Annotated in this window: 12 protein-coding genes and 2 pseudogenes; 3 read left to right on the forward strand and 11 right to left on the reverse strand. The window is 34.6% G+C overall.

Features of this window, described 5'->3' with window-relative positions:
- Positions 1-100: 100 nt before the first annotated feature.
- The 4 genes and pseudogenes from AC1RRQ_RS02605 to AC1RRQ_RS02620 all read right to left on the reverse strand — a co-directional run.
- Entirely contained in the window at positions 101-1,453 is a 1,353-nt protein-coding gene (locus tag AC1RRQ_RS02605) for a DEAD/DEAH box helicase (protein ID WP_493021142.1), read from the reverse strand.
- A gap of 190 nt (positions 1,454-1,643) precedes the next feature.
- The gene (locus AC1RRQ_RS02610) at positions 1,644-2,408 is read right to left on the reverse strand and encodes a TIGR02757 family protein (RefSeq protein WP_493021144.1); all 765 of its coding nucleotides are present in this window, start codon (positions 2,406-2,408) and stop codon (positions 1,644-1,646) included.
- A 132-nt stretch (positions 2,409-2,540) separates the two neighbouring features.
- A pseudogene (locus AC1RRQ_RS02615) lies at positions 2,541-2,987 on the reverse strand (ABC transporter ATP-binding protein); the annotation flags it as partial.
- A gap of 213 nt (positions 2,988-3,200) precedes the next feature.
- Positions 3,201-3,419 (reverse strand): annotated as a pseudogene (locus AC1RRQ_RS02620) (ATP-binding cassette domain-containing protein); the annotation flags it as partial.
- A 328-nt stretch (positions 3,420-3,747) separates the two neighbouring features.
- Between AC1RRQ_RS02620 and AC1RRQ_RS02625 the strand changes: the two are divergent.
- Entirely contained in the window at positions 3,748-4,050 is a 303-nt protein-coding gene (locus AC1RRQ_RS02625) for a hypothetical protein (RefSeq protein ID WP_493021146.1), read from the forward strand.
- Here the strand turns inward: AC1RRQ_RS02625 and AC1RRQ_RS02630 are convergent.
- The 6 genes from AC1RRQ_RS02630 to AC1RRQ_RS02655 form a co-directional block, all read right to left on the reverse strand.
- A complete protein-coding gene (locus AC1RRQ_RS02630; protein WP_493021148.1) occupies positions 4,047-4,349 on the reverse strand; it encodes a DUF6787 family protein in 303 nt (100 codons plus the stop codon). The two genes, AC1RRQ_RS02625 and AC1RRQ_RS02630, sit on opposite strands and share 4 nt — an antisense overlap.
- Positions 4,350-4,381: 32 nt before the next feature.
- On the reverse strand, positions 4,382-4,810 hold the full coding sequence (locus AC1RRQ_RS02635) for a DUF6146 family protein (RefSeq protein ID WP_493021150.1): 429 nt from the start codon (positions 4,808-4,810) through the stop codon (positions 4,382-4,384).
- Between the two features lie 255 nt (positions 4,811-5,065).
- A complete protein-coding gene (locus tag AC1RRQ_RS02640) occupies positions 5,066-5,629 on the reverse strand; it encodes a hypothetical protein (protein WP_493021152.1) in 564 nt (187 codons plus the stop codon).
- Between the two features lie 103 nt (positions 5,630-5,732).
- Positions 5,733-6,683: a D-2-hydroxyacid dehydrogenase gene (locus AC1RRQ_RS02645; protein WP_493021154.1), complete on the reverse strand. Its 951-nt coding sequence runs from the start codon at positions 6,681-6,683 to the stop codon at positions 5,733-5,735.
- A gap of 140 nt (positions 6,684-6,823) precedes the next feature.
- A complete protein-coding gene (serC, locus tag AC1RRQ_RS02650) occupies positions 6,824-7,894 on the reverse strand; it encodes a 3-phosphoserine/phosphohydroxythreonine transaminase (RefSeq protein ID WP_493021156.1) in 1,071 nt (356 codons plus the stop codon).
- A 93-nt stretch (positions 7,895-7,987) separates the two neighbouring features.
- A complete protein-coding gene (locus AC1RRQ_RS02655) occupies positions 7,988-9,058 on the reverse strand; it encodes an acyl-CoA reductase (protein WP_493021158.1) in 1,071 nt (356 codons plus the stop codon).
- A gap of 149 nt (positions 9,059-9,207) precedes the next feature.
- Between AC1RRQ_RS02655 and AC1RRQ_RS02660 the strand changes: the two genes are divergently transcribed.
- Entirely contained in the window at positions 9,208-9,561 is a 354-nt protein-coding gene (locus AC1RRQ_RS02660) for a 4Fe-4S dicluster domain-containing protein (protein WP_056206329.1), read from the forward strand.
- Between the two features lie 165 nt (positions 9,562-9,726).
- Positions 9,727-10,881, forward strand: coding sequence for a hypothetical protein (locus AC1RRQ_RS02665; protein ID WP_493021160.1), 1,155 nt, complete (start codon positions 9,727-9,729; stop codon positions 10,879-10,881).
- Positions 10,882-11,090: 209 nt separating this feature from the next.
- On the opposite strand, the gene AC1RRQ_RS02670 is transcribed toward AC1RRQ_RS02665, so the two are convergent.
- On the reverse strand, positions 11,091-13,757 hold the full coding sequence (locus AC1RRQ_RS02670; RefSeq protein WP_493021162.1) for a TonB-dependent receptor: 2,667 nt from the start codon (positions 13,755-13,757) through the stop codon (positions 11,091-11,093).
- Between the last annotated feature and the right edge of the window lie 127 nt (positions 13,758-13,884).

A 13,884-nucleotide genomic window follows, 5' to 3' on the forward strand; every position in this document is an offset into this window, starting at 1 on the left:
TAGTCACGTAAAAAGGCTCAAAAGCGAAAAAAATGTTTTTCGTTTTTGAGCCTTTTTTATACTTTGTCGCTTTGTTCCTTTGAACCTTTGCTCCTAAAAATTACTTATTATTATCTTTCCTCTTCTTATCTCTCGTTTTCAACATATTTCGATTGACAGAACCATGGGTTTTCTTTTTTGTTTTTGAAGGGCCTCCTAAATTGACTTTTTTGTTCTTTTTAGATTTTTCGTGAAAAGCTCCTTCGCCTTCAAGTTTTACTTTTTTCATTAAAAACTTAATTGGCTGTTTGTCTTTTTCAGGTTCAATTAGTTTAGATGAAACTTCCACTTCTTCAGGGAAATCAGTCACATCCAGTTCCTGATTCATTAAAACTTCCACTTCAATTTTAAATTCTTCTTCTCTTGGTGTTACAAAACTAATTGCTGTTCCCGTAGCATCTGCACGACCTGTACGACCAATTCTGTGCATGTACAATTCAGGTTCTTCCGGAAGTTCGAAATTTATTACGTGTGTAATATCAGAAATATCTAAACCTCTTGCCATAATATCTGTCGTGATCAAACCACGAAGATTTCCTTCCTGAAATTCAGCCATTGTACTCAAACGGTAATTTTGAGATTTATTAGAGTGAATTACACCAAATTGACCTTCAAATTCTTCTTCAATTCGGGTATGCAGCATATCTGAAATCTTTTTATTGTTTACGAAAACCAAAACACGACTCATGTTTTCGTCATTCTGCAATAAATGTTTTAGAAGATTTACTTTGGTATTAAAATTTGGAACGTTATAGGTAATTTGAGTGATTTTTTCAAGCGGAGTTCCAGAGGCAGCAAGAGTTACTTCTTCCGGAAAATCAAAAAAGTCATTCAATACAGCATCTACTTCGTCTGTCATGGTTGCAGAGAACAATATATTTTGACGTTTCGCTTTCATCATAGCCAAAAGTGCTGTCAATTGGGTACGGAAACCAAGATTCAGCATTTCGTCAAACTCATCGATTACCAGTTTTTGAGTTTCATCAAAACGTACAACTGCGTCTAAAGCTAAGTCCATTGTACGGCCCGGAGTTCCAACTAAAATATCGACACCTTCGTAAACCGCTTTTTTTTGTGTATTGATGTTTACACCTCCGTAAATACCAAGTGTTTTAACCGACATGTATTTAGTCAGTTTTTCAACTTCTTCTACCACCTGAACTACTAATTCACGTGTTGGAACAAGTACAACGATTTTTGGCGTATTGGTATTAGTAAACTTGTAAAGCTTTAAAAGAGGTAGTAAATAGGCAAATGTTTTACCAGTTCCAGTTTGTGCAATTCCCATCATATCGCGTCCAGACATGATTACAGAGAAAGATTTTTCCTGAATAGGAGTTGGTGTAACAAATCCCAGTTCGTCAATAGCTTTTTGTAATGATTTTGGAAGATTGAATTTTTCGAAAGTGCTCATTTGCATTAAATTTTGTGCAAATGTACGTTAAAATGATGGTTTTTTTGCTGATTTTGTTTTTTTGATACTAAAGTGTCACCCTGAGCGAAGTCGAAGGGGCGTTCCAATTGGAGCGTGAGGGCTTCTCCCGAAGCCTCGGGATCGCTCAGCCTGACAATTAAAAAATCAAATATTTTTTTGATTTTCAAATTTAAAACCCTTCAAAAACACCTAATCCAAATAAGGCAAAATCGTATTTTACAGGATCTTGCGCGTCCATTATGCGGAGTTTTTTATCTAATTCGGCTAAGGCTTTTGCATCGTTTTGTTTTCGTTCTAAAATACCCAGTTTTCTGGCAACGTTACCGGAATGTACATCAAGCGGACAAGACAATACAGCTGGGGAAATGGTTTTCCAGATTCCTAAATCGACACCTTTTGTGTCCTGACGAACCATCCAGCGCAAATACATATTAATTCGTTTTGCAGCCGAATTATTCAACGGATCTGAAATGTGTTTTTGAGTTCGTGCTAAATGATCGATCTCAAAAAATATTTTTTTAAATTCGCTGATGCTTTTCTGTAAACTGTCTTTTTCTTGGTTTTTAGCAAAAACCGCTTCGAGTCCGTTATGGTTTTTGTAGATGTGCTGTAAACCTTTAATGAATCCGCCAAAATCTTTTCCGTTGAAAGTGCGGTGAACAAAAGTTTCTAAATCGGCTAAGTTGTCTTCAGAATGTGACATGACGAAATCGTAAGGTGTATTGCCCATTAATTCCATCATTTTATGCGAATTCTTGATAATCATTTTACGATTTCCCCAAGCGATTGAAGCGCTTAAGAAACCGGCAATTTCAATGTCTTCTTTTTGAGAAAACAAATGCGGAATCTGAACAGGATCACTTTCGATAAAGTCCTGATTGTTATATTGAATGACTTTCTCGTCGAGAAATTCTTTTAGTTCTTTTTGATTCATGCTGAAATGAAATGTTCTTGTTATTCGAGAGTCCTAGCCCTGATGGAAGCGACATCTCCCGATTTAGAAAAACAAGGCTTTTTAGCCGTAGTTTTTGTTTATCGGGAATATAGCGGACAGCAGGATTAGCTTCTAATTACTAATCTGACCGTCGACCATAACCAGTTTTCTGTCGGCCATATTGGCTAATTCTTCGTTGTGGGTTACAATTACAAAGGTCTGCCCGAATTCGTCACGAAGCTGGAAAAACAATTGATGCAGGTTTTCGGCAGAATGCGTGTCGAGATTTCCAGACGGTTCATCGGCAAAAATAACATCGGGTTTGTTAATTAAAGCTCTCGCAACGGCAACGCGCTGCTGTTCTCCGCCCGAAAGTTCGCTTGGTTTATGATTAATTCTATGTGATAATCCTAAATACTCCAGGATTTTTTTAGCTTCTTTTTCAGTTTCGGCTTTTGGTTTGTTGGCCATAAAAGCTGGAATACAAACGTTTTCTAAAGCGGTAAACTCTGGTAATAATTGATGAAACTGAAAAATAAACCCAAGGTTTAAATTTCTGAAATCAGATAATATTTTGTCTTGTTTGCTTTTTCTTTTGAAATATCGGTTATAATAAACAAGCATGGAAATTATGGGTAAAAATAAAACGCCAAGAACTACTAATCGTAATGTTTCGTCGAAGATTTTGGTTCTAAAAAACAACAAATAAACCGCCAGAATTATAATATAAACAGATCCTGCCCAGCTTATGATTTTAAATGTTTTTTCTTCTTTTGAGTTGTCAGTTTCAACATTCTGAAGTTTTAGAATATTTTTTCCGTTGATTGTTAATGAAGATTCCGAATTGATTTCGGGCTTATCTAAAGTTCCTAATATCTGCAATAAAGTTGTTTTTCCGGCACCCGAAGCTCCAACAATAGAAACAATTTCTCCTTTTTTAATATGAAGATCAACTCCTTTTAAAACTTCAAGTTTATCGTAGAATTTATGAATATTTTTTGCGTGTATCATTTAGCGAAACTGTTTTTACAAAGAAACAAAGATTATGGTTAGAATCAAATTACAAAAAATCTAAAATTTTGAAAATTCCAAATTCCAAATCCTTCGACTTCGCTCAGGAAGACATTCTTTGTTAAATTGATAGTTTTAAAAAAGAAATTCCAATTCCTGATTTGGTTAGAAAAGAATATCAAATAAATCTAAAATCAACAATCAAAAATCTAAAATTTAAAAAGGGGTACGTTTCTTGATATGGGAATTTTGAAAGTTTTTTTATTGAATAAATAAATCAGTTAATTGAATTATTTTTATTTTTGAATTTAACTAAATCTATCTTAAAATGCAGGAATTGAATATTGTAGAGAAAAAAGATAATATGATGTCAAAATTAATTATTGGTTTAATTTTGGACGGAATTGGTATGATTTCTTTTTCGATCCCGCTTCTGGGCGAATTTTCGGATGTAATCTGGGCACCTATAGCTGCTATTATTATGACCAGAATGTACAAAGGCAGAGTAGGGAAAGTAGCCAGTGTTTTGACTTTTATTGAGGAGATAATTCCGTTTACAGATATAATTCCGTCTTTTACGCTTACCTGGATTTATACGTATTTCTTTTCGGGAGAACGCACGAAGATTTAATCTTTGAATAAAAATCCTAATCCCATATTTTTGAGCATTTTCTTTTCGAAGTTCCAAAAGAATCTGAACTGGCCAAAGATGGTTCCAATTGCAACTAATAAAACCTGATAAATAGGGAATATTATAATTAGACGGATTAAGGTAAACCATCCTCCAAAATCTTCTTTTGTGATGCCTAACCAAATGCAAAATGGTTTAGACAGCCACGCAGATGCCGATCCTGTAATGGCAAAAACGGTAAGTATTATTATGGCTTGTAGATTTGAGGTAATTCCCCAACGTTTCTTTAATCTATTCATTGCTATTTGTAATGATTACAAATATAGTAACATTATCTTGAAGGAACATTACCCCAAAGCTTTTGTTTGTAAGTATTTTGAAAATAAATCATGTAATTGTAAATTAAGTAATTTACTTCGTAGCCATAATGAATATTTGGGCGGTAATCTATTGTCATTTCGTATAAATTTGGGTTGTAACGCTGCGGTTGTAACACACGATTATTCCATTCTGTTACATACAAGTAGTTTTTGTTTTCCAGAAAAGCCAGCGAATGATAGTTTCTTGGTAGAGCTCTTGAAGCAAGCCAGGTATTAAATCCGTTATCAATTATAATAACTTCGTATTCTAAAGAATCGTTGGCAATTCGCACGGTATCACCTCCTTTTTTAGGTAAATCTGTACTCGCAAGCTGTTTCGAAGTTGTAGAACAAGCCACGATAATAAGTAAAAGGATCAATATGGAAATACACTTTTTCATAACTTTTCTTCGAGACTTAAATGTACGGATTTTTTTTGAGCTGCTAAGGTTCTGAGGTGCTAAGTTTTTTTAAGTGGCTAAGGTTCTGAGGTACTAAGTTTTTCTAAGTTGCTAAGGTTCTGAGGTACTAAGTTGCTAAGTTACTGAGATTTTAAAATGAACAAAAAAAGTCGTTTATGAAAATAAACGACTTTTTAATATTTTACTTAGAATCCTAAAGCCTCAGTACCTTAGCGCCTCAGCAACTTAGCACCTTTACTTGCTTCCAAACAATTTACCAATAAAACCAGCTATACCGCCTTTACTTTTAGTAACTACTAATACATCTGCAACGTCAACTTTTCCGTCGTTGTTTTGGTCAAGGCCAAATTGCATACCGTATTTTGAGATCGTATCCATAATTCCTGATGCTTGTCCGCTGTTTCCTGTAATCGAACTGATTATATCCGAAATTTGAAAACTACTGTCGTTTGGATCTTTTGCTTTGTTTACTAGGGAATTTAAAATCTGCGGAATCATACCTGAAGCCACACCAGAAGAAGCCTCACTGCTTAAACCAAATTTTTGTCCCAAGTTTCCTGATAATTGCTGCGTAATTTGCTGCACAACAGGATTAGAACTGTCTATAGGAGTTTTTCCGCTGAATAAGCCGGCAAGCTGCTCGCCTCCGCCTTCTGAAGCAATTTTTTGTAAACCTGCAAAAATAGAATTGCTGGTTTCGCTTATTACGGCTTCGTTATGTTCATTTGGGACAGCGTTATTGTTTACAACAGCAGCGCCTCCGTATTGTTGTACTAACTGGGTTAATTGTTCAAACATAATATTTAAGGTTTAAAATTATACGCCAAAATTAATAAAAAAGAAAGGGATTTACTACAAATAAGTAGTAAATCCCTCTAAAGATAATCTATTTTTTTATTACTTAGCTTAACAAAGTAATAATTTGTGAAGCTAATTCTGTACCAATTCTGTCTTGTGCCTCACCAGTAGCAGCTCCAATGTGCGGAGTCAATGAGATTTTAGAGTGCATTAAGATTGCCATTTCTGGTTTTGGTTCGCTTTCAAAAACGTCTAAACCTGCAAAAGCAACTTTTCCAGAATCTAAAGCTTTTACTAAAGCAACTTCGTCAATAACACCACCACGAGCACAGTTTACGATTCCCACACCGTCTTTCATGATTGCCAATTCTTTTTCTCCAATGATGTAACCATCCTGAGCAGGAACGTGTAAGGTAATGAAATCAGATTCTTTAAACAATGATTCCAAAGATTGAGAAACGATTGTAGTCGTGATAGATTGTCCGTCGAAAAATTCTACTTTTATATCTACCTGCGGAATAAAACTATCAGCAGCGATAACTTTCATACCTAAACCAAGCGCCATTTTTGCAGTAGCTTGTCCAATACGTCCAATACCCACAATTCCAAGCGTTTTTCCTCTTAATTCGATTCCGTTTGCATACGCTTTTTTCAAGCCGTCAAAGTTAGAATCTCCTTCAAGAGGCATATTTCTGTTAGAGTCATGTAAGAAACGAACACCAGAAAATAAGTGTCCAAATACCAATTCAGCAACAGATTCTGAAGATGAAGCCGGTGTATTAATTACATGAATTCCTTTGCTTTTAGCATATTCAACATCGATATTATCCATACCAACACCACCACGACCGATGATTTTGATTCCAGGACAAGAATCGATAATATCTTTACGAACTTTAGTGGCGCTGCGCACTAAAATTACGTCTACATTATTTTCATTAATAAAGTTAGCTACTTGTTCCTGAGCTACTTTTGTAGTTATAACTTCAAATCCACCTTTTTCTAAGGCTAGAATTCCACTTTTAGAAATTCCGTCATTTGCTAATACTTTCATTGCATTTATTGTTTATTTGGTTAATCGTTTAATTGTTTAATCGATAAACCAGCTATTTGATTTTTCTTTTTTGATATTTTAAAGGAAGCATTTTTTGACGATTAAACAGTTAAACAAATTAACGATTAACCGAAAAAAAACTAAACTTTAGTTTCAAGTGCTTTCATTACATCAACTAAAACCTGAACACTTTCGATAGGCATAGCGTTGTAAATAGAAGCTCTGTAACCACCCACAGAACGGTGTCCTGGCAATCCAGATATGTTTGCTGCTTTCCATAAAGCATCAAAAGTTTCAGTATGATCAGGGTTGTTTAATAAGAAAGTCACATTCATTTTAGAACGGTCTTCTACCGCAGCTGCACCTTTAAATAATGGGTTTCTGTCGATTTCAGCATAAAGTAAATCTGCTTTTGCGTTGTTTAATTTTTCAACAGCAGCGATTCCGCCTTTTTCTTTAATCCATTGTAGAGTTAATAGAGAAACATATACAGAAAAAACAGGCGGCGTATTGTACATACTTTCTGCTTTAATATGTTTAGCGTAATCCAGCATACTAGGAATTGTTCTTCCGTTTTTGCCTAAGATTTCTTCTTTTACCACAACAAGAGTTGTTCCTGCAGGACCCATATTTTTTTGAGCACCAGCATAGATTAAATCAAATTTAGAAAAATCTAATTGACGAGAGAAAATATCAGAACTCATATCGCATACTACCGGAACAGTAGTCGATGGGAATTCCTGCATTTGAGTTCCAAAAATTGTGTTGTTACTTGTACAGTGAAAATAATCAGCATCACTTGGTATTTCGTAACCTTTTGGAATATGTGTATAATTATCATCTTTTGAGGAAGCTACGACAATAGTTTCTCCAAAAAGTTTAGCTTCTTTAATCGCCGCAGTTGCCCACGTTCCTGAATCTAAATAAGCTGCTTTTCCGTTTTCTTTCAATAAGTTATAAGGAGCCATCAAGAATGCAGTACTTGCACCACCTTGTAAAAACAAAGCCTGATATCCTTTTCCCTGAAGTCCTAATAATTCTAAAGCCAGCGAACGAGCTTCTTCCATAACAGCAACAAAATCTTTGCTTCGGTGCGAAATTTCAAGAATAGATAATCCTGAATCATTAAAATTTAAAATTGCTTTTGATGCCTTCTCAAAAACTTCCTGAGGTAAAATACTTGGTCCTGCGCTGTAGTTGTGTTTTTTCATGGTTGTTGTTAATAGTCGAAAATTTTAAAGACGCAAATTTCGGCAATAGGAGCCGAAAAAGCGATAAATTATTCGAAATAATTAAACATATTTTTACTTTGTTGTTAACAAAAACGTTATAGTATCTACGTTATCTGCATAATCCCACAAACGTGGATTTTGGGTCTGCCCAAAAGAAGTGCTGTTTTTGATTAAATCATTGCTTACGATGCATTGAATTTGTTCAGAATCAGCTTCAAGACGAGTTTGCAAATCTTCGATATTATCGTAGAATTCATAAAAAACACTCGAAATAGGCGAGGCGTAACTCTGGTCTTCTTTAATAGTTAGAAAACCATTGTCTAATAATTTAAAATTACTCATTAAAAATACGGCCTTATTATAATCATAATTATTAGCGTATTTTTCATAATGAATTACATCCTGATATTTGAAAATTGCTTCAAAAAAAGCATCAAATGAATAACCTTTGGGTACAAAAAGTTTAGAAACATTACGGCATCCAAGTCCAAAATATCTAAAAATATCTTCGCCTAAATTTTCTAAATCTTCTTTCGTTTCTTTTCCGTTTAAAACGGCGGCAGAATTTCTGTTTTTTCGGATAATAGAAGGTTTGTCTTTAAAATAATATTCAAAATAACGGGCAGTATTATTGCTTCCGGTGGCGATTACGGTATCAAAGTTTTCCAGTTTTCCTTCCACGAAAGTGATTTTATCTTTTAGATTTTCATCAACAGCAATTAAATACTTCGCTAAAAACGGCAGTAAATGCTGATCGTTTGATGAAGTTTTGATTAAAGCTTTGTTTCCGGTGATTAAAACCGATAGAAAATCATGAAAACCCACAAGCGGAATATTTCCGGCCAAAATCAAAGCAACGGTTTTTTCTTTTCTGTCTGCTGCAAAAGCATCAGTATATTGAGAAACCCATTTGTCAATGTTTTCCGGAGTCAGTGCATCGGCCCAGGATTTTACAGCAAAGTACACTTGTTCAGGCGTGTACCAGCCATTATGAGATTGCGATAAATGAATCAGATTTTTAAAATCTTCAAAAAAGATCTCATTATATAAAACGTCAGATTTTTTCACGGATTGCGCTTCAGAAAACTGACTTAAAAATTTTCCTAATTCAACAAAAACACTTTTTTTTGTTTCTAATGTCATAATGTTTGCTTATGAATTGTTTTGATTGTAATTTTGCACAAAAATAAGCATAATTAAGTCGAAAGTCAAAAGTCATCAAGCCAAAAGCTATGCTTGTCTTTATTTTGACTTTAGAACTTTAAGACTTTTAACTTTAAGACTAATAAACGATGGCAATAATTATAACTGACGAATGCATAAACTGTGGGGCTTGCGAACCGGAATGCCCAAATACAGCAATATATGAAGGAGCAGATGATTGGAGATATAAAGATGGAACAAGTTTAAAAGGTACTGTAATTTTACCTGATGGAACTGAAGTTGACGCTGATGATGCGCAAACTCCAATTTCTGACGAGATTTATTACATCGTTCCTGGAAAATGTACAGAGTGTAAAGGTTTTCATGATGAACCTCAATGTGCTGCTGTTTGTCCTGTTGATTGTTGTGTGCCAGACGATAATCACGTAGAAGATGAAGAAACCTTGTTGAACAGACAAGCGTTTTTGCATGGTGATGAATAAATTGTTTTATTTAAGATATAGAAAATCCTGAGTATTAACTCAGGATTTTTTTTTTGCGTAATTCGAAATCTAAAAATCTTATTATATTGGTTTGTAATATTTTATATTTCAACTCTTATTTTATTAACAAAAAATTAATACTTTAGGTGAAAATTTAATAAGCTTATGAGGAAAATCATACTTTTATTTTTTGTCTTATTTACTGTAAGTGTTTTTTCGCAAAGCGAAGAATACTCTATAGTTGTAAAAGATATTGAGACATTGCTGCCTATTGAAAATGCTGCTGTTGTAGTTTTAAAAACAAAACAGATTTTGTTGAGTAATAAAGAAGGTAAGGTTACTTTTGTATTAAATGGATCTTCAAGTCTTGAAATTTCTGAAACTGATTATGAAAAAGTAACACTTCGATGGGGACCTTTAAAACCAGATCTATTTGTAGTTTATCTAAAAAGCAACAAGACTAAATTAGACGAAATTGTAGTTTCTAAAGCAAATCCCCAAAAAATCCTCCAGAAAATTGTGGCTAACTCAGCAGATAAACTGGCTTCATCTTACAGACTCAAAGTGTATGTAAGAGAATTTTTTAAGCTAGACAATCAATATTCATATTATAATGACGGATTGGTTAATTTTCAATTTTCCGGAAAACCTTCTACAACACTTTTGGTAGAGCAAAACAGGTCGTATGGTTTGCTGGAAACCGATGTAAGTGCAGATTTAAAAGGATATGATTTGAATAATATCATGGAGAATTATGCTGATTTTAAATACTTTGATCCGCTTTTAGAGCAAAAAGCAAAGAAAGAATATGATTTTATTGTAAAAGGACATCCTAAAAACAAAGATTATTATGTCATGATTATCACGCCTCTGGATAAAGCCAAAGAAGCGGTTGATAATTTTGAAATTATTTACGATCCGGAAAAGAAACTTATTGTTGAATTTACAATAGATATTACGCCCCAAAATCTGGATAAGATGGAAGAGAAATCAACTGTAAATGCTAAGAATATTACAAAATCGTTTATAAAAGTAAATTACAGGATAGATCGTGAGGATTATTATTTACTGAGTTCTAATGAAGAAATTGCGTATAATCTTATTTTGAAAGAAGAAGTTAAAAAGATTCACGTTCGCAATAGTTTTATAACGACAAATTTTAACCGACAGAATTTTACATACAGCGAAAGTGATGTTTTTAAAGATAAATCGCTTTTTAATAAAAAGAATAAAATTCTAACCAATTATTGGGATGTTTCCGGTTTTACCGCTACAGATGAAGAAAAAGCTATTGTAAGTTCATTAGAATTTAAAATGTAATTTTTTTTAATTGTTAATGGTTGATTGTTAATGGTTGATTGTTAATTGTAATGCTTTGATATAAAAAAATCCTGAACTTGTGTTCAGGATTTTTTGTTTATTGTCAGGCTGAGCGAAGTCGAAGCCCGCGCAAAGATTGTCTTTATTCTTTGTGGAGCTTCTTGTGCGTCCTTCGACTTCGCTCAGGATGACAAATCTAATAAGCTCGATTAAAAGTTAAATCCAAGTCGGGCGTAGTAGTAAGCACCGCTGAAACCCATTTGTACGGCATCCCAATAACCTCCGGCTTCGGTGTTGCCTTGCTCGTCTTGTTTTGTTGGATAAACATTAAATAAGTTATTGCTTCCTATGCTCAATTTTAAACTTTTACTTACTTGGTAACCCAAAGTCAAATCGGTTACTAATCTTGGGTTGTAAACGTCGTCTTCATCGGCATAATCAACCAAAACTACTTTGCTGAAACGCGTAAAGGCTAATCCGGCATCGAATTTATTTTTAGAATAATTTAAGTTTAAACCAAATTTATTGTCGGGAGCAGAAGCTAATAAAAAGGCTTTTTCACGTTTCCCGAAGAAAGTAGCTTCGTCTAAAGAACCATTTTTTACTTTGTCGATTTTCATATCATTGATGTTTCCTACTAAGGTGGCATTCAAGTTTCCGAAATCAAAAGCTTTTTTCCAAGAGAAAACTAAATCTAAACCGTGTGTGCTGGTGTCAACTCCATTGGCAAAAAACTGCGCTTCAGAAACGCCCAGATTTAAAGCACTCGCATCAAAATATCCAGTAAGTACAATACGATCTTTTACCTGAATGTAATAACCATCGACTGTTGCTGTAAAATCACCAAAAGAAGCGGTGAAACCCAAAGAAGCATTTACTGCTTTTTCTTCGTTTAATTTATCAATTCCAAAAGCTCTTGTAACCGGGCTGTCATTTGGTGCTAGTAAAACCTCGGTAGCACCGCTTGCATTAAAGTTGGTGAAACGTAAATTGTAATAAATCTGAGCTAATGACGGAGCACGGAAACCTGTACTTACAGATCCTCTTAAATTAATATGGTCGTTTAATTTTAATCTAGAGGCTAATTTTCCGTTTACTGTGCTTCCAAAATCGCTGTAATTCTCAAAACGAACGGCAGCGCTTACCATTAAAGCTTCGGTGATATCAAGCTCGCCATCTGCATATAATGAAAAGTTGGTTCGGCTTTTATTAACTTCGTTTGCAGGGCTGTAACCTGGAAAACCTTGAGAACTTCCCGGTCTTGGAATAGTTGGAGAAGAAGTTGGATCTGTTGGATCATAATCAGGATTAGGAATAGTTGGAGGACTTTGAGTTGTTGGATCTGTAATTGGTTTTCCATTAGTATCATAAGTGGTATAAGAACCCTCTTCGCCGGCAAAAATCTCAAATTTTTCAACTCTAAATTCTGATCCAAAAGCAATATTAAAACCGTTTAAAACGCTGTCGTAGTTTTTAGAAATATCAAAATTGGTTGTGTTTTGAAGTAAACTGTGTCCTCCTGCATCAAATTCGTGCGGTGATTTTTCTTCAAGCGAAGCGTTTATAGTTCCTTTGATATCGTATTGAAATTTATTTTTTCCAAAAGTATTACTCAAATCAAATTTCCATCCGCCGCCAGATTCGGTTCTAATTCCGGCTGCAATCGAATTGTCGTTAATTTTTGATGTAATTCTTGGGGTGTAACCTCCAGGATAAACCGATTCTACAACCCTTTCACCGTCATTTCTGGTAAAAGCATAAGCATCCGTATCTCTAAAGTTGCTTCCTCCAAAGGCATAAAATTCCGTTTTATCAGCAATAGGGACACCTAGATTTACAAATAAATTTACGCCTTGCATTTCGGCATCGCCAAAACCTTTTCTAAAATCGTAAGCAGGTCTTAATGTTTTGTTTTTGTTTAAAAATTCACCGGTAAAATTGGCATAACCGCCTTTGGTTCCTAATGCGACACCATAATTTGCCGCAACTCTTACCGAACCTCCGTCAAAATCCTGATCTTTTCCGTATGAATTTCCGTTTCCATGCTGATCTAATCTATAACCTTTCGTATTTGGAGTTCCCGGCAGGAAATCGCCTTTGGCATTAGTATTAAAAACGCCGTAAGTAATAGAACCTGTAAGTTCGTTTACATTATCATTTGTTACAATATTAATAACTCCCGCAATCGCATCAGAACCGTATTGTGCCGCCGCACCGTCGCGAAGGATTTCAATTCTTTTGATGGAAGCTGCCGGAATTGCATTTAAATCTGTACCGGTGTTTCCGCGGCCGCGAGTTCCAAACAAGTTAATTAAAGACGATTGGTGTCTTCTTTTTCCATTAATTAAAACCAAAGTCTGATCTGGTCCCATTCCTCTTAACGAAGCCGGATCAACGTGGTCTGCACCGTCAGAACCGGATTGCTTGTTCGCATTAAACGAAGGCGCTACATATTGCAGTAATTGGTTAATTTCGATTTTACCGCTTTGCGTCGTAACTTCTTTTACATTAATAACATCAATAGGAACGGCAGAATTTACGACGGTTCTTTTTGCATTTCTGGAACCTACGACCACAACATCGCTTAAAATTTGGCCGCCGCTTTCGTCTAAAACTATACTCATTTTGTCATTTGAAGCCGTTTTTTCGATCGTGCCAAAACCAACATAGCTGAAAATTAAGGTCGCACCTTCTTTAACTTTTATTCTAAAACCTCCTTCAAAATCGGTAGAAACTCCATTTGAAGTTCCTTTCTCAACAATATTAACTCCCGGAAGCGGTGCACCTGTCTTGTCTTTGACAACACCCGATACTTCTTTCTGAGCAAAAAGAAATGCTGAATTCAGCATTAATAGAAATAATGCAATCTTTTTCATGGTTATGTAATTTTTTGGTTTGTTTTTTGTTGTTAACTTTTATAAAAATACTATTTTTTAACAAAAATTTAATAAAAAGTTAAAAAATTTTCAAGAAGTAGCTTAAAATTATATTAATGCACATTTT

The organism is Flavobacterium sp. GW821-FHT12A05, from assembly GCF_058807735.1.